Source organism: Streptomyces albipurpureus, assembly GCF_023701525.1.
Taxonomy (GTDB): domain Bacteria; phylum Actinomycetota; class Actinomycetes; order Streptomycetales; family Streptomycetaceae; genus Streptomyces; species Streptomyces albipurpureus.
The window spans coordinates 23,159-47,483 of the sequence record NZ_JAMQAW010000041.1 but is presented as its reverse complement, the minus strand read 5'-3'; the positions used below and the strand labels follow the sequence as shown (position 1 = coordinate 47,483).

The window sequence follows — 24,325 nt, the reverse complement described above, 5'->3', positions numbered from 1 at the left end:
CGTCCCCAACCGCTGGAGGCAACCATGGAGCCCTTTGTCGCCCTCGTTGTGGGGTTCGTCGTGGCCCGGGTGCTTGGCTGGATCGGGGTGGACGCGCTCGACAACTGGCAGGCGGCGCTCAAGGTGGGGCTGGCGGTGATGCTCCTCTTCACCGCGGTCGCCCACTTCCATCCCAGGCTTCGCCCCGAGATCGTCGAGATGGTTCCGCCGTCGCTGCCGCGGCCGGATCTTCTGGTGAGCCTCACGGGCGTGCTGGAGATCGCCGGGGCGATCGGACTGCTGATCCCCGCGACCTCCACCTGGGCTGCCGTCGGCATCATCCTTCTGCTGATCGCGTTGTGGCCGGCCAATGTCTCCGCCGCCCGGAGGAAGGTGGCCCAGGGCGATCCGATCGGCCCCCGAAGCGCCTTCCAGCTCGTCTACATCGCGGCAGCGGCACTCACGATCATCTGAGCCCAGCCATCTGCGCTCAGCCCCCGGAACCGCGCGGGCGCTGGTACCACGGTGTTGGTACCACGGCGTTGGATCACGCCCGTCGGGATCGCGAAGGCCGCGGTTCACGGCCGTGGCGGTTCACAGCCGTTCCAGCGAGCCGTGCGCGATCGAGCGAAGCGCGCACGGCGTTCTGCTGTTCTGCTGACGGGCGATGTGGGCGATGGCGGAGTTCGCGTGCCAGGGGTGGACACCACGGGGGTGACTGAGGAACCGCTGGGAGAACGGTTCGGGACATGAAGGCGATCAGGTGAGCAGCTTCTCCTTGGCCTTCTGGAAGTCGTCTTCGGTGATGACGCCCTTCTCCTTCAGCTCCGCCAGCTTGGCCAGTTCATGCACACCGCCACCGCCGGGACCCGCGGTCTCACGGATGTACGCCTTGAAGGCGGCCTCGCGGTCCTGAGCGGCCTGGACATCGCGTCTGCCCATGGACTTGCCCCGGACGATCACATAGATCAGCACGCCGACATACGGCAGCAGGATCACCACGATGATCCAGCCGGCCTTGGCCCAGCCGCTCAACTCATGATCGCGGAAGATATCGCCGACGACCTTGAAGAGAAGGAAGAGCCACATGATCCAGAGGAAGAACCAGAGCATGGTCCAGAACAGGTTGAGCAGGGGATAGTCATCCACGGTCGGCTCCGTTCACTGTGCCAGGGCCACTCCTCTCCTGGAGTCGCACGCTTCAGTCAAGGAGTGGCGGACGGTCGCCGCACGTTCTCTGGGCCGTTCGGGTGGTCCGGCCGGACCATCTGCCCGGCCGGTCCCGGACAGAGGAGTGTGCCTCACGCCCGGGGCGCTCGGGGTCTCGCTCCCGGTGTGCCGCCCACCCATGACCTAGGCGTTGTCGACGCGTCCGGTACGGAGAGCGGTGCCCCTGCGCTCGAACTCCAGCAGATACTCGACGTCCGCTGCCGCCTTCGAGCCGATCTCCCGTTCCAGCAACCACAGCGCCGCGTCGATCCCCGAACTGACACCGCCCGCGCAGACCAGATTCCCGTCGTCGACCACCCGTACGTCGCGCACATCGGCCCCCTCGCCCCGCAGATAGGGCTTGGCGCCTTGATGGGTGGTGCAGGGGCGGGCGCCGATCAGACCGGCGGAGTGCAGCACGATCACTCCCGTGCACACTCCCACCAGGGTCAGTGAGGGGCGGGCCGATGCCCGGCGCAGCGCCTGGAGGAGGACGCCCTTGTTGATTTCGGCCCAGATACCGGCGCCGTCCCGCTGCCGAAACCCGCCGCCGGGCACGACCACCACATCCGCCGCCCGCGGTTCCCAGGCGCCGGGCACAGCCACCTCCGTACCGAAGCCGCAGGTCACTCGGCCCGGCTGCCCGCTGGTGACAAGACGTACGGTGACGGGGTGGCCCATGGCCGCGGCGCCCGCGAGGACTTCGAGCGGTCCGAAGAGGTCAAGCTCCTCCACTCCGTCGAATGCGACGAGGTGCACCCTGAGGGGACGCTTGGCGCTCCACCGCGGCTGGGCCTCGCGGGCAGCCGCGTCCACGGAGCCCAGAGCCACCCCCGCCCCGGCTCCGGCTGCTGTCACCAATGCGCCTCGACGGTTGATCGATGCCACGGCTGGGACCTCCATCAGTTGGTACGCGTACCACTCTCTTCCCGTGCTGAGTTGGTCGTTCGGGGTGGTGCGGAAGTTCCCGGTGGGGTGTTGGGTCTTGGAGATCGCGCCTTGTGAAAGTGGCCACGCCCAGGGCGAGTCGCCAACTACCGGGCGGCTCGTCGCCAGTGTGGCCACTCCGCGTTGGTCGCTGCCCGGAGCAGCCACTCGACCGGTCCGTACCGGTGGTGTCGGAGCCACCAGCGGCAGACGATCAACTGCACCGTGAACAGCGCTACGGCGATGAGTGCGACCAGCGGTGGTGGCACCCGGCCCACCAGGGCGGTTCCCAAGCCGGTGAACAACAGGGCGAGTACCAGCGACTGCATCAGATAGTTGGTGAGGGTCATCCGCCCGGCCGGCGCCAGTACCGGTGCCACTCGCCCACCGCGGCGGGTGGCCGCGAGCCGCAGGACGGTGGCCGCGTAGGCTGCGGCCAACAGGGGAGCTGTGGCCACATCGATGCCGAGGCCGACCATTTGGTAGGCGGTTCCGGGGTGCTCCAGACCCGAGTGGGCGTAGATCACACCGCCGAGTAGGCCGATGGGGAACCCGATCCACTGGATTCGCCGTAGCGAGCTCTTGTGGCGGGTGATGTCGGTCAGGACTTCATGCTTTCCAGCCGCGAGCCCCAGGAGGAAGGCGGCCAGTGCGGCGGGCGCCTGAAAGAAGATCAGCAGAAGGGCGACCTCGGGTAGCTGCTCCAGATGTGCGTTGATCACCGAGCCGGGACTCCCCCGCAGGGCCTCGGTGGCCTGCTGGGCCTGGGCCCCGACGGCAGCGGGGTCGATACCACCGCCGCCCGCCAGTTGCTGTGCCCAGGCGAGCAGTAGGTAGCCGACGGCCGTGACGGTGAACAGGATCACGGCGGTACGTACCGCAGCGCGCGGCCGGGTGCGGCGAGCGGCCAGCAGCACCAGCCCCAGCACCGCATAGGTGGTGAGGATGTCACCGGGGAACAACACCACCGCGTGGAGAGCGCCGATCGCGAGCAACGCCCCGCAGCGGCGGAGGAAACGCGGTGTGAAACGGGCGTCTCCTCGCTCCGCTGACTTCATTTGCAGGGTGAAGCTGTAGCCGAAGAGGAAGGAGAACAGCAGGTAGAACTTCGCCTCGAAGGCGATGGCCACCAGATAGCGGGTCGCGTTGTCGAGGGTGGAGTCGAAGCCGGGGTCCGTCAGCCCGGTGCCCTGGTAGGCGGAAGCCAAGTAGGTGGTGTTGACCATGAGGATGCCGAAGAGGGCGAAGCTCCTCAGCACGTCGATGTCCATGATCCGTGGACTGCGGTGGGTCAGTGAGGTCGGCGGTGGGGTCTTTCCAGTCGTCGGTGCTGTCATCAGGTATCCCCGTGAGTGGTCATAAAGAGGAGTGGTCGTACTGAAAACGATCGTATTGAGTTCGTACGTATTACACTCGAAAGAAGTGGCCGGGGGCAAGTGAGAGGAGGCACGGCATGACCGGAGAGGCAGCGGAGCGCGACGTCGAACGCCGAGGAAAGATCGTTCTGCGTCGGGGTGTGCCGGCCGGGGCTCAGGCGCGGGTGGCCGAGCTCTACTGGGAGGCGTTCGGCCGTAAGCTGGGCCCCGCCCTGAACCCGCCAGAGAGCGGAAAGCGGTTTATCGCCACGCATCTGAACAGGGACCGGGGTGTGGTCGCGCTGATCGGGGATGAGGTGGTCGGCGTGGCCGGGTATCAGCTCGGCGGCCGAGCGCTGACCGGTGGCACGGCAGCCAGCGTTCTGTCGGCCTACGGCCCGTTCAGGGGAGTGCCCCGCCTCGCGGTCCTGGCTCTCTTCTCACGAACCCCGGCCCCGGAGGAACTCGTCATGGACGGTCTCGCCGTCGACGCTTCCTGCCGTGGGCGTGGCATCGGCAGTCTGCTTCTTCGGGAGATGGCGGCGCTCGCTACCGATCACGGGTGCCGCCGCATCCGATTGGATGTCATCGATGCCAACCAGCGCGCCCGCGCCCTGTACGAGCGGCACGGCTTTCTGCCGGTACGTACGGAACGGACCCCGTATCTGCGCGGTCTGCTGGGATTCGGTGCCGTCACCACCATGCACCGACTCATCGAAACCAGGGCGAGCACAGGCACGAAGAACGCGGACCTCAGCGCGGACCCTCACGTTGACCTGACCGCGAACCTGACCGCGAACCTGAGCGCTAACGCGGACTTCGGCCTGCAACACCGTGGCAGGAGCAGGAGCAGGAGCAGGAGCAGGAGCAGGAGAACCGATACGGATGCCCTGCACCGCCCCATTGGCCCATCGGACGACGGTACGACCGGCGTGGAGAAGTGATGACCGAAACACATCGACCCGGGCTCATGAACGAGTCGGCGCGGGACCTACCCGGTGGACACGCTCCGGCGCCCGAGATCCCCACCCGGCTGTTGGTTCACGCCCTGGTCCGCGACGACGGTACGGTCGCCATGGGTGAGCTCTACGCCGTCGCAGCGGCCCTGACCATGACCGACCAGCAGGTGCGTCTCTGCGTCAAACGACTCGTCGCCGAAGGCCGGTTCACCCAGCACGGCCGCGGACGTCAAGGGACCCTCCATGCCACGGCGGACGTCACCGGCTCGATCGCCCCGGAAGTCGACTACGTCCGCTACGCCTATCGGCAGGATCGCGGGCTGGCACCCTGGGACGGCACCTGGCACCTCTTCGCCTTTGTGGTTCCCGAGACCAATCGTGCCGCCCGTGACGCCCTGCGCGACTCGCTTCTCCAGTTGGGCGCCGCGGCCGTCCAAGGCGGCCTCTATGTGAGTGCGAACCCCATTCACCAACAGGTGGAGGCACAGGCACAGCATCTTGGTATCCAGGCTGCCCTCACCACTCTGACCAGCAGCGATCTCAAGATTGGCGATCTGAGCGAGCCGACGCGGCTGGCTGCGGCGCTCTGGCCGCTCAATGAGCTGGCGGCCCGCTACCAACAGCTCGCCACCCTCGCCGAATCGCATCTGGGGCGCCTTGCGCAGGGCGTGCCCATCGACGAGACCGACCAGTTGACCATGGCCGTCGAACTGGCGGCAGCCTTCAGCCAGGCCATGAAACCCGACCCCCTTCTGCCGCCTGAACTCCTGTCTCAGCCCTGGCCGGGAGCTGAGGCCCGCCGACTGGCCGCCGAATGCTGGAGCGCCCTTCTCGACCGAAGCCCCGGGGGCAGCCGGCACCCCCGACTCTTCCAGCTCTACACGGACACCGTCGCCGAGGAAGAGCGATGAGCTGAGCTGATCAGGCACCTGGGCGCAGACAGTGATGAGGGGCCTTTGGCTCGCGATCCGCCGGTGGTGGGCGGTCAGCCGCCCTAGACCAGTACGGGAATGGGCTGCTCGGCGTGGATGTCGTCCCAGAGACGGGTACTGCCGTGGTCCTTCGCGGCGGAAGCGGCCCGCACTCCGCGGAGATAGGAGCTCCGATGGTCGCGCAGATGCTGGGAGAGCCGCCCACGAGCCGCGACAAGCCCAAAGGGGTCGGTGTGCGTACCGCTGAGCAACCGAAACAGCAGCTGGCCCCAGCCGTTGATCCGGCACTGGCGTTCCTGGCCGTGCGCGGCCCGGAACTTCTGGGCGACCGGGAACCGGTAGAGCAGTTCCAGGGCGTGCAACTGCTCCAGCAGTTCGCCGAGGTCCACCGAGGTAGGGGGCTCGCCCGCATGGGCGATATGGAGCAGCCGTGCCACCGAGCGCTCCGAGGCCAGATAGATGTCGCCGGCGTAGACACCCGACACCCGGACGACTGAGTCCCACAGGGCCAGGGTGCCCACCAGCCGCAGCGGTTCAGCCAACAGGTCCGTGTGCTCCGGTGCTGTCAGGAGCGACTCGGGGTCGGCACCTTCGTACCGTGGGCGGATCGCGATGCTCGTCTCTCGGCTGTAGCAGGCCAGGGATGCCGGGCCCGCCGCCAATCCACTGGGTGTGGACACCGTGACTCCGGTGAGTGCGCCGCGGCGGTTGAGCGCGGGCCAGGCCAACAGCCGCAAGTGCGGAGGAAGATCACGCAATGCGGTGGTGAGCGCCACGATCAGCCTCCCTGACGCGTGGGCCGTAGCGCTCCGGTGAAACCCTCGGTGCGCTGGGCGTATCGGGAACCGTGTCGTGTGACGGCGAGGACCGGGGCAAGCGCAGCGAGGTCATGGCGATCGTGGCAGCCGTCGTACACGGGCTCATCGACTGGCCCATGTGCGCGCCCTGTTGTGCGTAGCTCCCCTATGGCTGCACTCATCCCGCTCCCTTGGTAAGCGTTCTTATGCCAGCTGAACTGCCGTTCTCACCGTTGGTCGCGCTACCGGGCGGGGAAGCGGAAGGCGGCTTCCTCATGGGCGACCGCCTCACCCGCTCCGAGGTGCTGCGTGCCCCGCGTTCGTTTGACGGGCTTCGAGGGTGCTGCGGCTCTTTCGGGTGTTTGTCCAACCCGGCAGCCGACGGCTCGGTGGATGGTGGCGCCGGAGAGCGGCTGAGGCCTCTGAGGATCCGAGGCTCGCGGTATCCGGGGCTCGCTCAACCCCTGAGGCTCGCTCAACCTCTGGGTCGGCTCGACTTCTTCTGGCAGCTCGACTTTCAACGCCGGCCGGACGCACCGTGCTCATCACCTTCAGCCTGGTCACCGTGGGGAGTCGACTATGGACTCACGGTAAAGGGGAAGGGGGTGATCTACGGTGCTGAATCGCACAAAGGCTGGATTCGGGTGCGGGCACGACCGGAAGGGCCCTCTTGTGCGGGGTGGCCACCAACGCAGTCCAGAATCCACGGCGAATCCTGGAGCCGGTACGGGAACGCGGCTTCTGACCAAGACGGGGTTCGGCATGGGGGCCGCGCTCCCTCACCAGAACGATCCGGTCGCCCAAGGGGGGAAGGCGGCGGGAAGGGACTGGGCGTCGGCGATTTCCGAGCGGGGGCGCGGGCGCATACCGAAGAAGCCCGGTGGGTGCCGGGCGATCGGCAGGGGGCAGTGATCTTCCACACCCTCTACACCGTCTGCTCAGGAAGAGATGCCCATGAGGCCGATTCCACGGAACATGATCAGCCCAGGAGTCGATGACAGCTGACTATCGGCCCCCAAGTCGATGGGAGCCCACAAACGCGCTGTATCCAAGTCCATGGGAGCTCTGCCTCCGGGCGAGCGCGGAAGGGCGGAATGGGCGGTACGGGAGTTGCCCCTCGGCCCACTTGTGGGGCGCGCGCCCCACTTCCGTACCCCAGCCGGCCAGTCCGCGCATGGATGGACTCAGCGCTGGCTCTCATGCGATTCGGCCGCGGCCCGGCGGTACTCGGCGTTGATGCGCTGCGCTTCCTCAAGTTGATCCTCAAGGATGACGATCCGGCACGCGGCTTCGACGGGCGTGCCCTGGTCGACCAGCTCGCGGGCGCGGGCGGCGATCCGCAGTTGGTACCGGGAGTACCGGCGATGGCCGCCCTCCGAGCGGAGCGGAGAGATCAAACGGGCCTCGCCGATGGCACGGAGAAAGCCCGGGGTGGTGCCGAGCATCTCGGCAGCCCGTCCCATGGTGTACGCGGGGTAGTCGTCGTCATCGAGACGGCCACTGAGCGGAGTATCTGCTGTCATTCTCACCTCGTTGTGCAACGCGTCGAGGGGCCCTGGTGCCGTACGGCACCAGGGCCCCGAAGGAAATTCAACACCATCTGCCGGCCCTAATGCTGCGCCGACCTACTGTTTCCGCTACCCGGCCTGAGAGAGGCGCGGGGGTGCGGGGATCGCGAATGCGTGACCGGGGACCACCTTCCAATCCGGGGTCTAGCGGTACCCGGGCCGAATCCTCCTCGCCCGGGCGATCCTGATGGCGCCTGCTTCCTCCGTTCTCCCTCTGAATCTCTTCTTCTGGATCAACCACTTGCGCAACCGGTGCTGCTGGGGCTGTCAATGCTGCTCGCTCCGGCGGTACCGGCTGGTGGTGCGTACTCCTGGTACTGCTGGTGGCGGCCCCTTGGCTGCGGGCCACCCAGCGCGGCTGTCAGTACCGTCGCCATCCTGGTGAACAGCTTGGCTTCGATCCTCCACAGCCACTCTGACCTGCGAACTTCTCATACTGCTACCCGCCAGTTCATCTCTGCCGGGTCTCGCTCGATCTCGTCTACGAGAGAAACACTAACCACGTGGTGCGCCAATGTCTACTCTGGCCAGGATAGATTTTGGAATGCTGGAGGTGGAGGAAATGTGCGGCCCCGGCCCCTGTGCCAGCGCCCCCACCGGCATCCCCCTGGGTCGGCTGGTCTTCGTAGGAGGGTAGGGGCGCGGGAGGCAGGGGAACGCTGGCAGCGAGTGGGCCCGAGAGCGGGGGATGGGGGAGCCGGGGAGCGGGCCGGGTGCGCGCGGCGTGGGAGAAGGCCCCCGGGTCAGGGAGTACCGGCTCAGGGGAATCCCGGGCCGGGCATCGGGTGGGAAGGCGTCCGCGCACGACCAGTGGGGCCACCTCCTCAGCGAAGGTCCGCGGCTCGCGCTCGGCGTCCCCGCTGGAGGGAGGCGGGGTTCCGGGCATGCGCCACCGGCCCCGGGCATGCAAAAGGGGCCCGACCGGCGCGCGCCGGTCGGGCCCTCTCTGCTGTTCTGGTGTCAGCTCGCGGCTGCCCCGGTGGTTACACGGCCACGGGGGTGCCCAGCAGTGCCGAGGCCTGCTGTACCGGGGTGAGCACCGGCGCCGGCTCGGCCTTGGGGGCGGAACGGCAGGTGAAGCCGAGGGCCGCCATGGCCCTGGTGACCTCACCGGCGCTGAAGTCACGGCGGTCCTGGCGGGTGACGACTTCGCCCACCTGCTTCACGGGGTAGTGGCGACGGCCGATGATCACGGAATCACCGTCGATCGGCTCGGGCTTGACGCCCTTCATCGACGCAAGCACACCGCTCTTGGTGAGTTCGAACGGGAAACGGGCGATAACGCAGCGCATGATGCCTCACAGGGGGAGGGAGAACGGTCTGATCGGGGGTGAGGCGGATCAGCGTGCGAGAGCGAGGACGCCCAGGGCACAGCCGTGCTCGTCAACGACGGGTACGGCCCCGAGCTTTTGGTATCGCATCGCATGTTCCGCTTCGGCCATCGTGGACACGGGCGAGATAAACGATCCGCTGTCGCCATCGAAATCTCGCAGGCGGACCCGATCAGTGTACGAGGAGCTGTTGCGGACGGCGGCGAGCTGGGCCTGAGTAATCAGACCAGTGCACCGGCCGTCCCCGTCACAGATGAGCAGATATCCGGCGCGGGCGCTTGTCATCACGGACAAGGCGACCTCGACGGTCATGTCGTCACCGACCTGCGGTCCGGAAGCGTCCATGGCGTTGACCATAGCCTTCGCGAAGAAATCCGCCGGGCGCTGCTGCATCTGAACCAGCGTCAAAGGTGTCTCCTAGCGAGTCCTGCAAAGAGTTACGGAGATGGGTCAAGCGTCGTCGACCCTCGCAGGGGCTAGGCGACTCGAAGAGGTGCTAGGCCGCCGCGTTGAAGGCGGACTGCCCCTGCCCCGCACCACGGGGTGCCTGGCCGGTGCGACGCTGCTGAGCGGTACGGCTGCGCCGACCACGCGAAGAGGCGGTGCTGCGCTTGGGGCGCTCGACCACCGGTGCCTTGATGACGACCGGGATGCCCGAGGGCGCCTGCGCGCCGGTGATGCGGCTCAGCGCTTCCTCACCGGAGCGGACCTGGGTGGTCTGCGGGTTGATTCCGGCGTCCGACATCAGACGGGTCATGTCGCGGCGCTGGTTGGGCGTCACCAGGGTGACCACGATGCCGGACTCACCGGCACGTGCCGTACGGCCTCCGCGGTGCAGATAGTCCTTGTGGTCGCTGGGCGGGTCGACGTTCACGACCAGGTCGAGGTTGTCGACATGGATACCGCGTGCGGCCACATTGGTCGCCACCAGCACCGTCACATGCCCGGTCTTGAACTGGGTCAGGGTCCGGGTGCGCTGCGGCTGCGACTTTCCACCGTGCAGCGCTGCTGCCCGTACACCGCTGTTCAGCAGGTGGGTGGTGAGCTTGTCGACGGCGTGCTTGGTGTCGAGGAACATGATCACTCGACCCTCGCGGGCTGCGATCTCGGTCGTCGTCTGGTGCTTGTCAGCGCCGTGCACATAGAGCAGGTGGTGCTCCATGGTGGTGACCGCACCCGCGGACGGGTCTACGGAGTGGACCACCGGGTCGGTCAGATAGCGACGGACCAGCAGGTCGACGTTGCGGTCCAGGGTGGCGGAGAACAGCATCCGCTGGCCCTCGGGACGCACCTGGTTGAGAAGCGCGGTGACCTGCGGCATAAAGCCCATGTCGGCCATCTGGTCAGCCTCGTCCAGCACCGTGATGGCGACCTGGTTCAGCCGGCAGTCGCCGCGGTCGATGAGGTCCTTCAGCCGTCCCGGAGTGGCGACGACGACCTCGACCCCGCCGCGCAGTGCGCTGGCCTGCTTGCCGATCGACATTCCGCCGACCACCGTGGTCAGCCGGAGCCGCAGCGAACGGGCGTACGGGGTGAGCGCGTCGGTGACCTGCTGGGCGAGCTCACGGGTGGGGACGAGCACCAGGCCCAGCGGCTGCCGAGGCTCGGCGCGCTGGCCGGCGGTCCTGGCGAGCAGCGCGAGGCCGAAGGCGAGGGTCTTGCCGGAACCGGTGCGGCCACGGCCGAGAACGTCACGGCCCGCGAGGGAGTTCGGCAGGGTCGCCGCCTGGATCGGGAACGGGACGCTCACGCCTTCCGCGGTCAGCGCGGCCAGCAGCTGCTTGGGCATGTCGAGATCGGCGAAGGCCTCGACGGCGGGCAGGCCGGGAGTGAGGGTCTCGGGCAGGGCGAACTCTCCCTGCACGGCGGCGGGACGGCGGCCGTAGCCACCGGAACGGCTCGGGGCACCCGAGCGGCTCGGCGCACCGGAGCGGCTGGGAGCACCGAAGCGCTTGCCGCCCTTTCCTGCGCCGGCGCTTCCGTTACGGGTACGGGGGAAGCGGTCGTTTGTACGTGTGCGGTTCATGCGGAACCTTCCTCGATGCGGCACGTATCAAGGAATTCCCGCAGCAAGAAGCAGCGCAGAGAATCGCAAGAAACGGGCCAAGCGAAATACGAATGCGAATCCGACCGATGGATAAATCCACATGGGTGGAAACGCTTAAATGAGTCGCACGGTCCAGGCGTAAACGCCCGGGGTGTGCGGTAGATGTGGCTCTCACGGATTCTCATCCGGAGCCTTGACGGAGCATCCGTCACGCGGTGAGACCCGCACAGGTCCCCGAGCTCGCGCCCTGAACCGAAGGAACTTCGGCAGGGCCGTCGGGGCTGTGTCCTGAAATGCAACGAGCTGGGGCCCGCACCCCAAGGTGCGGGCCCCAGCTGTGTAGTGCGCGTGAGCGTTAGGCCGGAACGATGTTCTCGGCCGTCGGGCCCTTCTGGCCCTGCGCGATGTCGAAGGTCACCTTCTGACCTTCCTGCAGCTCACGGAAACCCTGGGCGGCGATGTTCGAGTAGTGGGCGAACACGTCAGGCCCGCCACCGTCCTGCTCGATGAAGCCAAAACCCTTTTCAGCGTTGAACCACTTGACGGTACCAGCAGCCATGTTAAATCTCCTTCGGGGGCAGTGCCCGGAGTCCGCACTGTGCGGGCTCCGCGTCGCCGCGATGATTGCCCCGCCCGGAAAAAATCCGGAAATACAAAAGCACTCCCACCGACCCGGAAGGCCGGTGAGTGAACTTGAAGTTTTTGGGAACCAAAACTGCAACTGAGATCAACAGTAGCACGACACGATCAGCTAGGCGTGGTAAGTAATTCTGTGCTGCCTGTTGTGAGAGAAACTCTCACCGCGCGTTGCGCCGATTTCTCACTTCACGGTCATAGATATTGATTCACCGGGAGGGGAGCGTTCCCCCGGAGGGCGCCCCGCGTCAGGGTTCTGGCCGGGTCCCGGCGCTGGAGCGGAACCCGGCGTCTCGCCCCGAAGACAGTGGGGCTCCAGGCTCCGCACCGACAGAACCTCAGCCTCGCGCGACAGGTTTTCCAGCGCGGGCGGCAGGCTTTCGACCCTGAGCGGCAGGTTTTCAGGTGAGAGCCAGGGGGCTCGGGCTTGAGCGACGGGGATACGGCTTGCGGGACTGGCCATCGGGCTTGAGCAGGGGGACGTGCCCGGCGGGGGCGAACGACGCTGGCTACGGTCCCGTCCGGCCCTCCCGTAGATCTGGGGAGTGGCGCAGAGCGTCGGTGTACCAGGAGCCGTAGCGGGACCCCAGGAACACGGCCGACGCCCCATGCAGATAGACACTGAGCGCCACCGTCACGGCCACCACCCCGCTGAGCAGCTCTGTTCCGGGGAGCCCCTCCTCGAAGGCGATCAGTCCGAACACCACGGACGCGAGCCCGCGCGGACCGAACCAGCCGATGTACGCCACGGTGGGCGCCCGCAGCCCGGTGCCCCACAAGGCGATGACGACCGGAACCATGCGGATGACGGTGAGGCTGAGCACGGCGTACAGCACCATCCGTCCATCGGCGTGCTGGAGCGCGGGTCCGAGAATCAGCCCCCCGAACAGCACAAAGCTCAGTGCGGCCAGGAATTCACCGAGCCGATCGCTGAACTCGACTTCGCGGTGGATGTGCTCTTCGGTGGTCGCTGCCTGACCGGCGGGGGTCTTGGTACGCAGTACCGAGCCGAAGGCCAGGCCGGCGGTCCAGGCCCCGATGAAGCCGCTCCCGTCAATCACTACGCAGAGTGCGTAGGCCGTGGCGGGCACGGCCAGGATCAGGATCTGCCGCCAGCTTTCGGTGCTCCAGCGCCGGAGTGCTGACCAGCGCAGCACCCGCGCCCCCAGCCAGCCGGCCGTGAGGCCAATGGCGCTGCTGGCGACGAGGGCGAGGAAGAAGGCCGCCAACGGACCCTGCTCTCCATGCTCACCGCCACCGGCGGCCGCGAGCGCCAGCAGAAAGAACGGCAGCACGATGCCGTCGTTGAGGCCTGATTCGACGCTGAGTCCATGTCGTACCTGGGCGGGGACGCGGCTGTTCGATACGGCCTGTTCACCCAGCGCGGCATCGGTGGGCGCCAGGATGATGGCGACCACGGCCAGTTCCCAACCGCTCAGACCGGGTAGTACGGCCCAGGCGACGAGCCAACCGATGGCCATGGTCAGTGGCAGGCCCACTGCCAGTAGCCGCGAGGGCAGGGAGCGTTCCCGGCGCAGATCCCGCCGTCTGATCGATGCGGCTCCGGTGAACAGCACCAGGGCCAGGGCGCTCTCCAGCAGTGCGCGGGCGAGTTCCGCGTCATGGGCGCGGTCGATCAGGTCGAGCCATAGGGGTCCGATGGCAAGGCCGCAGCTGACGAACACCATCGGCCCGGAGACGCAGGTGCTGGACAGCCGGCGCGATACCGCCGCATAGCCGGCGATCACCGAGCCCGTCGCGATGACAGCCCATGGATTCACCCGGTCCTCCTCCTGTGGACTGCGGGTGTCCGCGCTCCCCGGAACCCGGCCGCCTCCGCCGCATCGCTAGCTTGTGGGAGCCGTGGTGTCGAGGCGGGACGGCGCTCCGACGCGTTTTCCATGGGCCACGAATGGACCTGTCGACCCAACGCTGGGGGAAGCGCGTGGGACATGCGTGCCGCAACGACCGGCAGGACGGATTCGGTAGGCACCACGGTCGGCTTCCTGGTCGAGGTCGGCTTTCCTGGTCCAGGGGTTCATGGTCTCGGTCAGGTTCCTGGTCCTGGCCGGGTTTCCGGTGGGCAGGGCGGATCGCTCGGCATGGTGGTGCGGGGAGAAGACCGCGCGGGCAGCCGCACTGGTGGGTCCCCCTGGCCCGGGCGCTCGAAGGCTGCGGCAGAGCGGCGTACCCGATCCCGTTTGGGGACAGGTCGGGCAGCAGTACCGTTTCCGGCCCCCCTCAGCAGCCGGAGGCCGCCCGGGCAGGCGGAAGCGGCGAGGTTGTGAACGATCACCAGCTGTGCTGGAGACCTCTCCTCTGGCTGGGTCCTGAGGGTATGTGCAGGGCCGGGCGGAGTGGCGTTGCGGAGGCCTCGTCTCCGGCGAGGATGGCAAGTCGGATTCAGGACGCCACAACACCGTCCATTACCCACTGCGTGGAGGCGGTGACTCTTGGCACCTGGGTCTTCCTTCCCTGACGATGAGCCTGCCGGTGGACTCCTACCGACAGCGGTGGGCCGGGTGAGGTGAAGGGAGTCTCGATGAACGAAGAAATCGAGCAGGTCGAGGAAGCGGAACTGCCCGAGTTCGCACTGATGGTCGACCTCCCCGACTAGAGACTGGCGATGCGCAAGCCCGTGCGGCGGGACCTCTCTCGGGCCCGCCGCACGTCTCAACGGATCCAGCGATCCAGCAGCCAGTAGCTCCAGCGGACCGTGAACGGCCGCGACAACCGTGCGGTCCGGTCCCCGCTAGTCCATGCGGTCATGCGGTGAGAGCAGCCGTATCACCAAGCGCAGCCAGTGGAAGTCAGCGCCAGCGCCGGCAGGTCAGCCCTGGAGCACGGCTCTGGAACACCTTCGCGGCAGGTCGGATCTGAGGCAGTGTCGGATCTGAGGCAGTGTCGAGCGGTCTGAGGAGAGGGCGGCATGTACGTCGAGCCGGATGCAGCCGGAGCCGTCAAGGAGCGGACAGTCCTGCTGGAGCGCATGCGGGAGGTACTCGACCGGGCCGGGTTGGCCGCGCCCAGGGGCAGTCTGGGACATCCGGCGGCGGTTGATGTCGTCCACACCGCGCAACGGGAACTGCGGTCGGGGCCGCTCACCCCGGACCGTCGGCGGACCCTCATGGACGCGCTTGACCGGCTGCCCCCGCCCGTCTTCGGTCCGGCCGAACCGGGGGGCCACCTCAGCCGCAGCGTCACCCGTGCCCTGCGGTCGATCCCGCCCCGCAGGGGGGCGAACGGCCAGCCGGTCACCCTTGCTCTCGCCCGCTGGCAGGCCGCGGAGCGCGAGGTGCTCGCGGAGACCGTCGGACTGCTGAACCGGATCTGGCCCGAGTACGCCGATGAGATACGGGAAACGGTCATGGAGATCGCTCTGCTCGAAGGCGATGCGATCAACGGGTACACGGACTTCACCATCCACGGCGCCGTGCTCGTCAACCGGGTCCGCCTGACCGAGAGCGCCACCGGGCTGTCTGGAGTCGTGCGCCTCGCCGAGGCACTGGTGCACGAGGGAGCGCACACCCGATGCAACGCCGCGGCGGTGGCTGATCCCTTCCTCCAGCCCGAGCGGCTCCTGAGCTCCGGTGCACCGGACGCGCCGGGCGGCAGTGGTGGTCTGCTCGTCACCACTCCGCTGCGGGCCGACCCACGACCGCTGACCGGCCTGTTCCAGCAGTTGGTCGTCCTCGCGCGGAGTGTGCTGCTGTACCGGCGGCTCGCCGGCCAGGGCTCCGCGGTCGACGCACGGCACGCCCAGTTGCTGGTCTCCGCGCACCAGGCCGTGGACACCCTGACCGCCCACCGCCAGGCCCTGACCCCCCATGGGCGGCGCGTGCTCGCCGAGTCCGCCGCCTTGCTGGAGAGTCCCGGGTGACCGCATGGGCACCGCAGGTCTTCGCGCCCTACCAGGACCATCCGGATGTGCTGATCGCCCGGGTCGCCGCCCGATCCGCCGCCTTCGGCGGGACGAGCGCGGCGGGAGGAGCGCCCGTACTCGTCGGCAGTGCGGCCGGGCACCAGCGGGAACGCGTGGTCACCGGCGCACGCGGAGAACTCCTGGAGCGACTCGGCAATGTGATGGCGGGACGGGAGGCCGAGACCGCGGCCGAGACCGTGGGAACCTCGCGGGAGCTGCGGCGCAGGGGCATCCCCGTTCTTGAGCCGGAGGTCCGGCCCGACGCCCGCCGGCTGTGGGTGCGGGGCCGTACGACGCTGGGGGCGGACGTATTCGTGCCCGCGGGCTCGGTGTTTCTGCACCACCGCCCCCCGGCCGAGTGTGAAGCCCTGCCGTCGGCCGGTTCCACCGGGGTCGCGGCCAACCCCGATCTCACGGCGGCCGCACGGCACGCCGCCTGGGAAGTGCTCGAACGCGACCTGGTACGGCGCAGCTGGTACGGACTCCAGCCGCGGCCACCCGTCCCCCTCACCGCCGAGGTGCCGACTCCGCTGGCCGATGTGATCGAGGCCAGGGAACTGATGGCGACGGCATTCAGTGTCCCCGCGCCCGCCGGGACCGTCTGTGCCGTGGTGTGTCTGCACCGGCCCGACGGCACCGGCCAGGCGTTCGGAGCGAGGTGCGGGCCGGGGGACGACATCTCCGCCCTGGTGGAGACAGCGGCGTACGAGGCCCTCATGGTGCGTTGGAGCATGACCACCCCGGTGGCTCGCCGCACATGGGAGCAGTGGCGAGGCACCAGCCCGCCCACCACCGCCGTACAACATGCCCTGTGGGCCTACCACCGACAGGACAGCCTGAGGCTCTGGGGCGTACCGGTGGGACGGCTCGGCCCAGCAGCGACCGCGGACGAGGCGCACACCGGGCCGGAGCAGTCCCGTGCCCGCCCGGAGCACTCCCCTGTCCGGCTGGAGCAGTCCTCTGTCCGGCGGGAGCGGCCCGAACAGCGAGAACAGTCCGAACAGCCGGAAGAACGGCGTAGACGGCTGAAGCAGTCGGAGGAAGGTTTCGAGGCGTCGCCCCCCTCAGCGGGGCCCGGTCCGCCGCCCGAGGCCCAGCCCGCCCCCGCGCGCGACCCGCTGACCGTCCTGGCCGACCACACCGGCCATCAGGTGATCCTCGTCGAGACCACGGCGAAGCCCGCCCGCGAAGCGGGGGTGCGGGTGGTCCGGGTGCTTTCCCCCGGGGCCCTCCCCCTGCCTTCCCGTACCGATTCCGGCCATCCGCACCCCTTCGGTTAGGAGCCCCATGACCCTTGACCGCCCCGCCTTCCATCCCGGGTACGCCGCAGAGTTCGCGGAAGACTACGACCGCTGGTTCGGTAAGCGTCGCAGTAGCGGAGCCACGGTGAGCGCCCTTGCGGCGCTCGCCGGCGAGGGCCCCGTACTCGAACTCGGCATCGGCACCGGCCGGATCGCTCTGCCACTGCGGGAACGCGGCATCGATGTGCACGGAATCGACGGCTCCGAGGCCATGGTCCGCCGACTGCGGGAGAAGCCGGGGGGAGCGAGCGTCCCGGTGACGGTCGGGGACTTCGCCGAGGTTTCCGTCACCGGGACCTACTCACTGGTCTTCCTCGCCGGTGGCACGTTCTTTGAACTCCCCGACCAAGCCAGCCAGGCACGCTGCTTCGCCCGGGTGGCAGCGCGGCTCGCACCCGCGGGGGTCTTCGTCTTTGACTCCCATCTACCGGAGGCCCTGGCGGCGGCGACCGGACCCCAAGTGGTGATGGAGGGCGAGGACCACCTCGTCCTCTGCTACCGACAGCTTGACCCCTCGGTCCAGCGCTACCGCTCGCACTACGTCATCCACGCGGACGGCCGCACCCGGCATATGCACGTCGACTTCCGCTACGCGGGCTGCGGCGAACTCGATCTGATGGCGGAGCGGGCCGGTCTACGGATCAAGGAACGCTGGGGCGACTGGTCGGGCGCACCCTTCAGCCAGGAAAGCACCTACCACGTCTCCGTATACGAACGTGCCTGACCGGTCGACCGACGACGGAGGGTGCTGTGAACCGTAAGGAAGACCTGCTGCCGTTCCCCTTCCCGTCCAGGGACGGACTGGGCCCACTCCCCGAATTCGCCGAACTACGCCGGCATACACCCGTGGTCAAGGTCCGACTGCCCAGTGGTGACACCGCCTGGCTGGTGACGCGGCACGCCGATGTCCGCCGGGTGCTGGCCGATCCCCGGTTCAGCCGCTCCCGCGCCACCCGGGGAGAAGGCCCCCGGATCAACCGCACAACCACCCTGCCGGACTCGATCCTCGCCGCCGACCCGCCCGATCACTCCCGGCTGCGCAAGCTCATCGCGCCCGCACTCACCGGCCGCCGTGCCGAGGCCATGCGTTCTTCCATCGCGCTGCTCACCGACGACCTTCTGATGAAACTGGCCCGGCAGCCGTCCCCCAGGGACCTTGTCGCACACTTCACCCGCCCCCTACCGCTGGCTGTGATCTGCGATCTGCTGGGGACCCCTCGGGTGGATGGCGAACGACTGGACGCCTGGAACGAGGCACTGCGGAGCGTAACCGCCCGGTCCGATGCCGAAGTGACCGCCGCAGTGGAAGAAATGACGGATTATCTCATCGGGCTCATCGCTGCCAAACGGGCAGATCCCGCCCAGGACATGCTGAGTGCGCTCATCGCGGCGCGGGACGAGGGAGACCAGCTCAGCGAGGGCGAACTCATCTCGTTCTGCATCGTCCTGCTGGCAGGCGGCTACGGCACCACATCGAACCGGCTCGCCGGCCTGGTCCATCTGCTGTTGGAACAGCCAGAACGCTATGCGCTGCTGTGCCGCGAGCCCGCACTGATCCCCAGCGCGGTCGAGGAACTCCTGCGGTACGCGCAGGCCACCCTGGGCGCCAACCTTCGGGTGGCCACCGAGGACACCGTGCTCGGTGGGGTGAAGATCAAGGAGGGGGAGGCCGTGATCGCACCCACCTCATCGGCCAACCATGACGAGCACATCTACCCGGAGCCCGATCTGCTGGACCTCACCCGGGCCGCTCCCTCTCATCTGGCCTTTGGACACGGCGCTCACTTCTGCGCTGGCGCACAACTCGCCCGGGTCCAAATCCAGGAGGCGCTCACCGGCCTGACAAGGCACTTTCCGTCCCTCCACGCGGCCGCTCGCCCCGACTGGACCAGCGGTCTGACCACCCGCGCCCCACGCACCCTCCCTGTGGGGTGGTGAGGTCCGATGACCGAACGCATCGAACTCGACCGAGCCCTCTGCATCGGCTCCGGCCTGTGCGCGGCAACCGCTCCAGGCCACTTCGCCCTCGACGCCGACCGCCGCTCCCGACTTCGCGAAGACGCGGGCGCGCCGGACGAGCGGGTCGAGGACGCTGCGGCCGTGTGCCCCGTGGAGGCGATCACCATCAACGCCCCGGCCGTCTGACCCCCGGCCGTCTGACCCCCGGCCGTCTGGCCCGCGGCGGGTCAGTCCCGTGCGCCGCGGGTGGCCCGTTTCGCCCCCGTGCTCCGTACGGGCGTGGGCACGGAGCGCTCTTGGACTGAGTTCCATGGGCGCCCTCAGACTGACGCGCACGAGCACCCCGGGTCGGCTGCGCTGGGGTATCCACTTCCGCGTTCGACCATCGCCGCTGGTGCCAGCGGTGCACGTCGGCCCATGAAGAGGGCGTGACACGCAAGGCTCCCGCCCGGCGAGACACGCTCTCGCGTCCACTACACGAAGCGAGGGTTCATCGGCCAGGCTCCTCCTCGCGGCGCTCTTCCCGGAGCTGCCCGGTGATCAACGCGTCACGGACTCTCGGTGAAACGAACGGACCAGGCATAGCCGCTCAAGCTGTCCTGTGTGACCCGCCTGACCTCTTTGACCTGGCAACCGTCGTGGGCGTACTTACGAGCGAACCGATCGAGGCGCTCCGCGTCGGTGAGATCTTCCATGGACAGGGGTGCTCCGACGACCAGGTCTTCATGAACGACTGTCTCCGTGGCGGCACCGTCCGAGCAGGCTGAGCAATGATGCGTTTTGGGTAGGGTCATACGAGCAGTGTCCTCCTCTTCCTGGATGCTCTGAAGAGCGCCCGTTGTTTGGGCGCCGTGGCGGGTGCCTCCCCGGCGAGAAGTGCACCCGTACCCGCCTCGACCCAGAGACCCGCGGGCCACCCTGCCCACCCCGAGTACCTACGCCGTTTCGGTCCTCATTGCCCACCCCTGGTCTGTACATCGGGCTGGCCCAACAGCGCGGTCATCCAGCTGCTGCGCGCGCTCGCCGAGCAAGGAGCCACGCTGCGCTACCACGGCGACTTCGACGGCGAGGGCATACGCATCGCCGCCTACGTCATGGACAAGACGCCCGCCGTCCCCTGGCGGATGGCGGCCGGCGACTATCTCGCGGCACTCGCCCACACCCCTCATGGCCCTCCCCTCGGAAGGATCACCAAGGCCCCATGGGATCCGGTCCTGACCTCCTCCATGGCAGAGCGCGGCATGGCCGTCGTCGAAGAGACAGTGGCCGACTCGCTTCTCGACGACCTGGTGGTGGCTGCCGGCGACCTCGCTGACGCGGCCGTATAGGGGCGTTTACCAGGTGCACTACCGAGGTGTGCTGGATGAGGCGGGCGGCATCAGGTTCGCGCCGCGCTGAGCGCGTACGAAGCTGACCCGCTCCTTGAAGGGGCGTCCTATCGGCAGCCTCAGGGCGAGCAGGGGCCGGGAAGGCCCCCGTTCCCGCGGTCCTCGGGCCGTGCCCCTGGACCGATGGTTCGTGCACGCGAGACGACGGTCATGTTGCCTTGTGTGAAGCCGAGTTGGCAGACACATGGCTTTGTGTCGTGGGCATGGCAACATCCGCCACATGCTTGCCCTGCCCGAAAGCGTCGCGCCATCGTCAGTTGCGGCGTACAGACCCCGTACGCCGCACCCAGCGGGCGCGTGTACTCCTGGCGCGCCACCGTTCGAGGAGGACCACTCGATGGCAGCAGTGCGCAACACCAAGCGGCGGATCGCCGTAGCGATTGCCACCGTGGCGACTACGGCGTTGGCAGTCGGAGCGGGCGCGGTCTTACCCGCCCAGGCAGCCCAGCCCGAGGGCAGAATCCTGCAGGCCGGAGCAGCGGGCGCGGTGCCCGGAAGCTATATCGTCACGCTGAAGCAGACCGCTGGATTCACGGCGGCCACGGCCCGCGGCAAGCAACTGATAGCCGGCTACGGCGGCCAGATCAAGCGCACCTACACCGCGGCGTTGAACGGTTACGCCGCCACGCTCAGCAGCGCCGAGGCCAAGCGGCTCGCCGCCGACCCGGCGGTCGCCTCGGTCGAGCAGGACCAGAAGGTCCACTCGACCGCCACCCAGTACAACGCGCCCTGGGGCCTGGACCGGATCGACCAGGCGAACCTCCCGCTGAACGGTACGTACACCTATCCGGACTCGGCTGGCATCAACACGACCATCTACGTCCTCGACACCGGGGTCCGCATCACCCACCAGGACATCGCCGGCCGTGCCTTCAACGGCTACGACTTCATCGACAACGACCCCATCGCCCAGGACGGTTACGGGCACGGCACCCATGTCGCCACCACCGCCGCCGGGACCACCTGGGGCGTGGCGAAGAAGGCCAAGATCGTCGCCGTGCGCGTCCTCGGCAACACCGGCTCCGGTACCACGGCCGGCGTCATCGCCGGCGTCGACTGGATCACCGCCAACCATGTGGCCTCCTCCGTCGCGAACGTCTCCCTCGGCGGAGGGCCCAGCCCCACACTGGACAACGCCGTCCGGCGGTCGATCGCCTCTGGAGTCACGTACTCCATCGCGGCCGGCAACTCGGGCGCACCGGCGTCCGGTTACTCCCCGGCCCGGGTGACCACCGCGATCACCGTCGGCGCCACGACCAGGACCGACGCCAAGGCCACCTACTCCAACCACGGCCCGATCGTCGATATCTTCGCGCCCGGCTCGGCCATCACAGCCGGCTGGAACAACTCCGACACCGCTACCTACACCGGCAACGGCACCTCCTTCGCCGCGCCCCATGTCTCCGGCGCTGCCGCGATCTATCTGACCAATCACCCCGGTGCTTCCCCGGCGGCCGTGGCGACGGCACTCGTCAACGGTGCCACCCCCAATGTCCTCACGGCCATCGGAGCCGGCTCCCCCAACAAACTGCTGAGGCTCGTCCCATAACGACATGACGACCGCAGACCCGCACGGGGCCGTTACCCGTACGGGTCTGCGGCCTTGTTGCTCCCGCTCCCGCGCCCCGTCGGCCACCTTCACCCGGTCGCTGGCAGGCCGCCCGCGGTGGTACTCGGGGCGAAGCGGAGCGACGGGAGATCCCTCGTCAAACCTCCCGGGCTGATAGCGGCCGTGAGGCAGCGCGCTCCCGCACCGTTCTCATCCATGCGCTGGTGACGACCACATGGATGGTGGAAGCGAGTTCCCTTCCGCCCGCAAGCCGCGTAGTCCGGCTTCACCTGCCTGGATCTTCCCTGTCTCCATGGCGTGGAGCATCGTTCTCTCTTTCGCGCTGTCGGGGTTGGGGAAGCCGGATCTCTCACCGATCAGCCCATCGAACTTCTGGGAGTCGACGCGGATCGCGAAGTCGATGCCGGGAGTCGGGGCGAGCGGTTCCCCCGGCGCGGCTGCCCTGCACAACGATATCGTCGCCAAGGTGACCGGCCCTCTCCCGCAGCATCCTGCTGGCCGTGTCGAAACCCTCCGGAGACCCCCTTGTGACGGGCCGGGCCGATAGGGCGCCAATCCCAACGGGGCGGTCCAGGTAAGAGGGTTGTGGACATGGGTCGTGGGGTTGTGCGCGGGGGTGAGACCCCAGGGGTCGGGAGTGCGGTCCGGCGACCGGAGCCGCGTTGGGTGAGGCTTGGCGCATGCGCCTTTCGGGGGCTATGTTGCCTCTTCTGGAAGGGGGGCCAGCCATGACTACCGTGCTCACCAAGGGCGGAAACACACCACTGCCCACGGAGCTCTGCGAGGTCACTCTCACATCGACGGGTACTCAAATCGATGTCTGCGCCGTGCTGCTGACACCAGAGGGCAAGGTGCGCGGCGATGAGGATCTGGTCTTCTACAACCATCCATCGCAGGACGGAGTCAGCCTCTTTGGGCAGGTAGTACGCGCCGACCTGGCCGCGGTACCCGCGACGGTGGACCGCATGGTGATCGTCGCCTGTGCGGACCCTCAACTGGCCCCCGCGTACTTTGACGCGGGGAGCACTCTGGGAGTGCGGGTTCAATGCGGTGGCGCTCAGGTCGGTTTCGTTCCCGAGCCCTTCGCGCACCAGGAATCGGCCGTGATCCTGGTGGAGATCTATCGACGAGCCGGGGCATGGAAGGTTCGTGCGGTCGGTCAGGGGTGGGCCACCGGCCTGGCGGGCCTGGCCACCGACTTCGGTGTCGTCATCGATGACGACGGTACCGATCCTCAGGATCCTGCCCCATCCGCATCCCCATCCCCATCCGCATCCCCGACCCCAACGCAGACCGGTCCGGTTTCAGGGCCAGCCATCAGCCTGGACAAGGTCCAGAGGTCGGCACCCGGGCTGGTGAACCTCTACAAGGCGGCTCATGTCTCCCTTGTGAAGCATCACGTCATGGGCCAACGGGCGGCGGTCTACCTCGTGCTCGACCATTCCGGCAGCATGGGATGGTTCTACGACAACGGAACGATGCAGCACCTGGCGGAGCAAGCGCTGGGACTGTCCGCCAACCTCGATGACGATGGCACTGTGCCGCTTGTGTTCTTCTCCCACCGTGTCGACCTGGTCACCAACATCAGCCTGCACGACTACCAGGGACGCATTGACTCCCTCCACCGATCCCTGGACTGGGGCGGCACGAGCTATGCGCCAGCCATGCGGGCCGTCATCGATCACTATCGAGCCAGTCGGTCCACCGACCCCGCCTTTGTGATCTTCCAGACGGACGGGGATCCGTTCGACCGCAAGGAAACAAGGGAGCTTCTGCGACAGTCCAGTTCCCTGCCGATCTTCTGGCAGTTCATCGGGTTCGGAATGAGCCGGGATCTTCGTTTCCTCCGAAGCCTCGACACCCTCACTGGTAGAACCATCGACAACGCGGGCTACTTCGGCGCCGGCCAGCACCCCGCCAAGCGCCCAGACGCTGATCTCTACGATCGCCTCATGAAGGAGTTCCCGGACTGGCTGACGGCCGCTCGGGCGGCTGGTGTGCTTCGGTAGGTATCTGACCTGGCGCTGTTTCGTCGCATTCGAACCCGCCACACCGCCTCAGGACTCTGATCGCTGCCTGGCGGGCCAGGCTTCGGAATCCCAGCGGCCGAACCTACTGGCGTTCAGCGGTCCGTTCGTCGACAGTGGGGCTGCCGTGGTCACGGGTTGCGACGGAGGACGGGCTGATCCGTCGCAACCCGTGCCGGATCGAGGGGCGGGTAAGGAGTCCGCGGCGCCGCGGTCGACATCCATCGTGCCCGCTGCCCAGGTCGGCGCGCTTGCCGACGCTCTGGGGCAGCGTTGGCGGCTGATGGTCTACATCGCCGCCTACGGTCCGGCCCGCCACGTTAGGTGGGAAGGCCGCTCGGGCGGGAAGGCTGGTCCGCCGGGCTTGGCTGACCTCCCGGCGTGCCATCTCGGGCCGCGGTTCTGGTCGCAGGTCATG

At 68.0% G+C, this 24,325-nt stretch carries 23 protein-coding genes and 1 pseudogene; 12 read left to right on the top strand and 12 right to left on the bottom strand.

Annotated features, from left to right (window positions below; translation table 11 throughout):
* Positions 1 to 24: 24 nt before the first annotated feature.
* Positions 25 to 453, top strand: coding sequence for a DoxX family protein (locus NBG84_RS30390; protein WP_250922869.1), 429 nt, complete (start codon positions 25 to 27; stop codon positions 451 to 453).
* A 285-nt stretch (positions 454 to 738) separates the two neighbouring features.
* Here the strand turns inward: NBG84_RS30390 and NBG84_RS30385 are convergent, their stop codons facing one another.
* From NBG84_RS30385 to NBG84_RS30375, 3 genes are all read right to left on the bottom strand, one after another.
* Positions 739 to 1,128 (bottom strand): SHOCT domain-containing protein, encoded by a 390-nt coding sequence (locus NBG84_RS30385; protein WP_250922868.1) that lies wholly within the window; start codon positions 1,126 to 1,128, stop codon positions 739 to 741.
* A 204-nt stretch (positions 1,129 to 1,332) separates the two neighbouring features.
* Entirely contained in the window at positions 1,333 to 2,076 is a 744-nt protein-coding gene (locus tag NBG84_RS30380) for a DJ-1/PfpI family protein (protein ID WP_250922867.1), read from the bottom strand.
* Positions 2,077 to 2,222: 146 nt separating this feature from the next.
* Positions 2,223 to 3,452 carry a DUF418 domain-containing protein gene (locus tag NBG84_RS30375; protein WP_250922866.1) on the bottom strand — a complete coding sequence of 410 codons (1,230 nt, stop codon included), beginning with the start codon at positions 3,450 to 3,452 and terminating at the stop codon, positions 2,223 to 2,225.
* Positions 3,453 to 3,568: 116 nt separating this feature from the next.
* Here NBG84_RS30375 and NBG84_RS30370 point away from each other — a divergent pair, with 116 nt between their 5' ends.
* Positions 3,569 to 4,414 carry a GNAT family N-acetyltransferase gene (locus NBG84_RS30370; protein WP_250922865.1) on the top strand — a complete coding sequence of 282 codons (846 nt, stop codon included), beginning with the start codon at positions 3,569 to 3,571 and terminating at the stop codon, positions 4,412 to 4,414.
* Positions 4,414 to 5,340, top strand: coding sequence for a PaaX family transcriptional regulator C-terminal domain-containing protein (locus tag NBG84_RS30365; protein WP_308312138.1), 927 nt, complete (start codon positions 4,414 to 4,416; stop codon positions 5,338 to 5,340). Before NBG84_RS30370 ends, NBG84_RS30365 begins: the two co-directional genes overlap by 1 nt.
* An 83-nt stretch (positions 5,341 to 5,423) precedes the next feature.
* On the opposite strand, the gene NBG84_RS30360 is transcribed toward NBG84_RS30365, so the two are convergent.
* The 8 genes from NBG84_RS30360 to NBG84_RS30325 form a co-directional block, all read right to left on the bottom strand.
* Positions 5,424 to 6,137 (bottom strand): hypothetical protein, encoded by a 714-nt coding sequence (locus NBG84_RS30360; RefSeq protein ID WP_250922864.1) that lies wholly within the window; start codon positions 6,135 to 6,137, stop codon positions 5,424 to 5,426.
* Between the two features lie 2 nt (positions 6,138 to 6,139).
* Positions 6,140 to 6,340: a hypothetical protein gene (locus NBG84_RS30355; RefSeq protein ID WP_250922863.1), complete on the bottom strand. Its 201-nt coding sequence runs from the start codon at positions 6,338 to 6,340 to the stop codon at positions 6,140 to 6,142.
* A 1,002-nt stretch (positions 6,341 to 7,342) separates the two neighbouring features.
* Positions 7,343 to 7,681 (bottom strand): helix-turn-helix domain-containing protein, encoded by a 339-nt coding sequence (locus NBG84_RS30350; RefSeq protein ID WP_250922862.1) that lies wholly within the window; start codon positions 7,679 to 7,681, stop codon positions 7,343 to 7,345.
* 1,028 nt (positions 7,682 to 8,709) lie between these two features.
* Positions 8,710 to 9,018: an SCO5918 family protein gene (locus tag NBG84_RS30345; RefSeq protein ID WP_250922861.1), complete on the bottom strand. Its 309-nt coding sequence runs from the start codon at positions 9,016 to 9,018 to the stop codon at positions 8,710 to 8,712.
* 48 nt (positions 9,019 to 9,066) lie between these two features.
* Positions 9,067 to 9,465, bottom strand: a complete 399-nt coding sequence (locus tag NBG84_RS30340; RefSeq protein WP_425608732.1) for a CBS domain-containing protein — start codon at positions 9,463 to 9,465, stop codon at positions 9,067 to 9,069.
* An 88-nt stretch (positions 9,466 to 9,553) separates the two neighbouring features.
* A complete protein-coding gene (locus NBG84_RS30335) occupies positions 9,554 to 11,083 on the bottom strand; it encodes a DEAD/DEAH box helicase (protein ID WP_250922860.1) in 1,530 nt (509 codons plus the stop codon).
* A 376-nt stretch (positions 11,084 to 11,459) separates the two neighbouring features.
* Positions 11,460 to 11,663 (bottom strand): cold-shock protein, encoded by a 204-nt coding sequence (locus tag NBG84_RS30330; RefSeq protein ID WP_020133169.1) that lies wholly within the window; start codon positions 11,661 to 11,663, stop codon positions 11,460 to 11,462.
* Between the two features lie 586 nt (positions 11,664 to 12,249).
* Positions 12,250 to 13,521 (bottom strand): cation:proton antiporter, encoded by a 1,272-nt coding sequence (locus NBG84_RS30325; RefSeq protein ID WP_250922859.1) that lies wholly within the window; start codon positions 13,519 to 13,521, stop codon positions 12,250 to 12,252.
* A 1,148-nt stretch (positions 13,522 to 14,669) separates the two neighbouring features.
* Between NBG84_RS30325 and NBG84_RS30320 the strand changes: the two genes are divergently transcribed.
* From NBG84_RS30320 to NBG84_RS30300, 5 genes are read left to right on the top strand one after another with little or no spacing between them, the layout of a single operon-like run.
* Complete coding sequence (locus NBG84_RS30320; RefSeq protein WP_250922858.1) at positions 14,670 to 15,620, top strand: aKG-HExxH-type peptide beta-hydroxylase; 951 nt, start codon at positions 14,670 to 14,672, stop codon at positions 15,618 to 15,620.
* Positions 15,617 to 16,942: a YcaO-like family protein gene (locus NBG84_RS30315; protein WP_250922857.1), complete on the top strand. Its 1,326-nt coding sequence runs from the start codon at positions 15,617 to 15,619 to the stop codon at positions 16,940 to 16,942. The genes NBG84_RS30320 and NBG84_RS30315 overlap by 4 nt, the downstream gene beginning before the upstream one ends.
* A 7-nt stretch (positions 16,943 to 16,949) precedes the next feature.
* On the top strand, positions 16,950 to 17,687 hold the full coding sequence (locus tag NBG84_RS30310) for a class I SAM-dependent DNA methyltransferase (RefSeq protein WP_250922856.1): 738 nt from the start codon (positions 16,950 to 16,952) through the stop codon (positions 17,685 to 17,687).
* Between the two features lie 26 nt (positions 17,688 to 17,713).
* On the top strand, positions 17,714 to 18,901 hold the full coding sequence (locus tag NBG84_RS41230; RefSeq protein ID WP_250922855.1) for a cytochrome P450: 1,188 nt from the start codon (positions 17,714 to 17,716) through the stop codon (positions 18,899 to 18,901).
* A gap of 6 nt (positions 18,902 to 18,907) precedes the next feature.
* Positions 18,908 to 19,108, top strand: a complete 201-nt coding sequence (locus NBG84_RS30300; RefSeq protein ID WP_250922854.1) for a ferredoxin — start codon at positions 18,908 to 18,910, stop codon at positions 19,106 to 19,108.
* A 362-nt stretch (positions 19,109 to 19,470) separates the two neighbouring features.
* On the opposite strand, the gene NBG84_RS30295 is transcribed toward NBG84_RS30300, so the two are convergent.
* Positions 19,471 to 19,716 (bottom strand): hypothetical protein, encoded by a 246-nt coding sequence (locus tag NBG84_RS30295; RefSeq protein ID WP_250922853.1) that lies wholly within the window; start codon positions 19,714 to 19,716, stop codon positions 19,471 to 19,473.
* A 57-nt stretch (positions 19,717 to 19,773) separates the two neighbouring features.
* Here NBG84_RS30295 and NBG84_RS30290 point away from each other — a divergent pair, with 57 nt between their 5' ends.
* The 4 genes and pseudogenes from NBG84_RS30290 to NBG84_RS41795 form a co-directional block, all read left to right on the top strand.
* Positions 19,774 to 20,250, top strand: a complete 477-nt coding sequence (locus tag NBG84_RS30290; RefSeq protein ID WP_250922899.1) for a DUF2399 domain-containing protein — start codon at positions 19,774 to 19,776, stop codon at positions 20,248 to 20,250.
* Positions 20,251 to 20,647: 397 nt separating this feature from the next.
* Complete coding sequence (locus NBG84_RS30285) at positions 20,648 to 21,859, top strand: S8 family peptidase (RefSeq protein ID WP_250922852.1); 1,212 nt, start codon at positions 20,648 to 20,650, stop codon at positions 21,857 to 21,859.
* A 749-nt stretch (positions 21,860 to 22,608) separates the two neighbouring features.
* Positions 22,609 to 23,889: a VWA domain-containing protein gene (locus NBG84_RS30280; RefSeq protein WP_250922851.1), complete on the top strand. Its 1,281-nt coding sequence runs from the start codon at positions 22,609 to 22,611 to the stop codon at positions 23,887 to 23,889.
* 158 nt (positions 23,890 to 24,047) lie between these two features.
* Positions 24,048 to 24,223: pseudogene (locus tag NBG84_RS41795) on the top strand (tyrosine-type recombinase/integrase); the annotation flags it as partial.
* Between the last annotated feature and the right edge of the window lie 102 nt (positions 24,224 to 24,325).

Excerpts from the sequence above, each read along its gene's own strand:
- NBG84_RS30390 (WP_250922869.1), top strand. The coding sequence starts at position 25 with ATGGAGCCCTTTGTCGCCCTCGTTGTGGGGTTCGTCGTGGCCCGGGTG.
- NBG84_RS30375 (WP_250922866.1), bottom strand. The coding sequence starts at position 3,452 with ATGACAGCACCGACGACTGGAAAGACCCCACCGCCGACCTCACTGACC.
- NBG84_RS30370 (WP_250922865.1), top strand. The coding sequence starts at position 3,569 with ATGACCGGAGAGGCAGCGGAGCGCGACGTCGAACGCCGAGGAAAGATC.
- NBG84_RS30365 (WP_308312138.1), top strand. The coding sequence starts at position 4,414 with ATGACCGAAACACATCGACCCGGGCTCATGAACGAGTCGGCGCGGGAC.
- NBG84_RS30355 (WP_250922863.1), bottom strand. The coding sequence starts at position 6,340 with ATGAGTGCAGCCATAGGGGAGCTACGCACAACAGGGCGCGCACATGGG.
- NBG84_RS30350 (WP_250922862.1), bottom strand. The coding sequence starts at position 7,681 with ATGACAGCAGATACTCCGCTCAGTGGCCGTCTCGATGACGACGACTAC.
- NBG84_RS30345 (WP_250922861.1), bottom strand. The coding sequence starts at position 9,018 with ATGCGCTGCGTTATCGCCCGTTTCCCGTTCGAACTCACCAAGAGCGGT.
- NBG84_RS30335 (WP_250922860.1), bottom strand. The coding sequence starts at position 11,083 with ATGAACCGCACACGTACAAACGACCGCTTCCCCCGTACCCGTAACGGA.
- NBG84_RS30330 (WP_020133169.1), bottom strand. The coding sequence starts at position 11,663 with ATGGCTGCTGGTACCGTCAAGTGGTTCAACGCTGAAAAGGGTTTTGGC.
- NBG84_RS30320 (WP_250922858.1), top strand. The coding sequence starts at position 14,670 with ATGTACGTCGAGCCGGATGCAGCCGGAGCCGTCAAGGAGCGGACAGTC.
- NBG84_RS30310 (WP_250922856.1), top strand. The coding sequence starts at position 16,950 with ATGACCCTTGACCGCCCCGCCTTCCATCCCGGGTACGCCGCAGAGTTC.
- NBG84_RS30300 (WP_250922854.1), top strand. The coding sequence starts at position 18,908 with ATGACCGAACGCATCGAACTCGACCGAGCCCTCTGCATCGGCTCCGGC.
- NBG84_RS30295 (WP_250922853.1), bottom strand. The coding sequence starts at position 19,716 with ATGACCCTACCCAAAACGCATCATTGCTCAGCCTGCTCGGACGGTGCC.
- NBG84_RS30285 (WP_250922852.1), top strand. The coding sequence starts at position 20,648 with ATGGCAGCAGTGCGCAACACCAAGCGGCGGATCGCCGTAGCGATTGCC.
- NBG84_RS30280 (WP_250922851.1), top strand. The coding sequence starts at position 22,609 with ATGACTACCGTGCTCACCAAGGGCGGAAACACACCACTGCCCACGGAG.